Here is a 768-nt window from a genome sequence, read left to right on the forward strand (position 1 = left end):
ACGACGGGGAGTTCGCCGCGCTGCTCCTTGGCGTCGCGGGCCATCCGGCCGAGGTCGGAGCCGACGTACGGCGCGAGGTCCGTCTTGTTGATCACGAGCAGGTCGGCGGTGGTCACGCCGGGGCCGCCCTTGCGGGGGATGTCGTCGCCGCCCGCCACGTCGATGACGAACACCTGCGCGTCGACCAGCCCCTTGGAGAAGGTGGCGGTGAGGTTGTCGCCGCCGGACTCGACCAGGATCAGGTCGAGCGGCCCCACCGCGTCCTCCAGATCCTCCACCGCCTCCAGGTTGGCGGAGATGTCGTCGCGGATCGCGGTGTGCGGGCAGGCGCCGGTCTCGACGGCCTGGATGCGCTCCGGGGGCAGCACGGCGTGCCGGAGGAGGAACTCGGCGTCCTCGCGCGTGTAGATGTCGTTGGTGACGACGGCGAGGGAGAACTGGTCGCGCAGCGCGCGGCAGAGCGCGGCGACGGTGGCGGTCTTGCCGGACCCGACGGGCCCGCCGAGACCGATGCGCAGGGCGCGCCGGGTCCCGTCGGGCCGCGCGGCGTCGGCGCTGACGGCGGCGGGACCGGAGGGATTGTGGTCGAGGTGCATGGGGCGACTCCTTGGCTTCCGGCCCTTGAGGGCCTGCGTCCCTGAGGGCTTGTGGTCTCCGGGGGTGTCCGCCCCTCAGGAGGCGAACAGTCGGACCGGCCAGGCCGCGTGGGCCTCCGCCGCGATGTCCGCCAGCGGGCCCGAGGCGGCGGGCAGCGCGTCGAGGCCCTCG

At 74.1% G+C, this 768-nt stretch carries 1 protein-coding gene and 1 pseudogene; both read right to left on the reverse strand.

The window, feature by feature from the left end; translation table 11 throughout:
• A partial coding sequence (gene ureG, locus GT042_RS29620; protein WP_161311773.1) for an urease accessory protein UreG occupies positions 1-596 on the reverse strand: 596 nt, incomplete at its 3' end.
• A gap of 75 nt (positions 597-671) precedes the next feature.
• Positions 672-768 (reverse strand): annotated as a pseudogene (locus tag GT042_RS29625) (urease accessory protein UreF); the annotation flags it as partial.

The organism is Streptomyces sp. SID3212 (genome assembly GCF_009865405.1).
Taxonomy (GTDB): Bacteria; Actinomycetota; Actinomycetes; order Streptomycetales; family Streptomycetaceae; genus Streptomyces.